The organism is Treponema sp. R80B11-R83G3 (assembly GCF_054786115.1).
Genome location: NZ_BDHF01000392.1, coordinates 1 through 628 on the forward strand (window position 1 = coordinate 1; position 628 = coordinate 628).

Genomic DNA, 628 nt, shown 5'->3' on the forward strand with positions numbered 1-628 from the left:
CTTTTCGAATAACCTGTTGTACCATTTCATTTTCATGAGTAATTAGAGATGATAACTTTTTATCAACCTCTACTTCACCTTTAAAAACTAATAAACCGCGAATAGCCTGGCAGACAACTTTAGGATCGTTGTCTTTAAGTTTTGTAAATAAAATTTTTTTTGTATCAGGTTTCCGCATACGCCCGATTGCAGATACAGCCTCTCTTCGGACATTTGTATCAGGGTCGTTTTTTATTACTTAATACATCACCAGTGATAGTTCCTCGTGTAAGTCGTTCTCACTCAAGCAAGCGTTATCCAATTCCTTTCGATATTCATCACTATTTAATTGAGATGGGCTGGGAATTTATTGATGATATTATTTGGGAAAAACCTGAGGCAAGCGTTAAAAATAGAGTTGGCGGTTTTCAGCAACATAGAAAACCACTTGGGTATAAACCAAATCCTGTAACAGAATATGTTATGGTTTATAGGAAAGCAACTGAAAAATTGCTTGATTGGAATATTCATCAATATGATAAAGAAATAATCAATGCTAGCAAGGTTGATGATAATTTTGAAACAGCAAATATATGGAAAATTGACCCGTGTTTCGATAAAGTACATTCAGCAGTATTTCCTGTAGAAT

Annotated in this window: 2 protein-coding genes; one reads left to right on the top strand and one right to left on the bottom strand. The window is 34.2% G+C overall.

What is annotated here, in order from left to right:
• Positions 1–178, bottom strand: a 178-nt coding sequence (locus ACYVRH_RS14050; protein WP_461257504.1) for a hypothetical protein, incomplete at its 3' end; no start/stop codon positions are given.
• 8 nt (positions 179–186) lie between these two features.
• On the opposite strand from ACYVRH_RS14050, the gene ACYVRH_RS14055 reads away from it, so the two are divergent.
• A partial coding sequence (locus ACYVRH_RS14055) for a DNA methyltransferase (RefSeq protein ID WP_461257503.1) occupies positions 187–628 on the top strand: 442 nt, incomplete at its 3' end.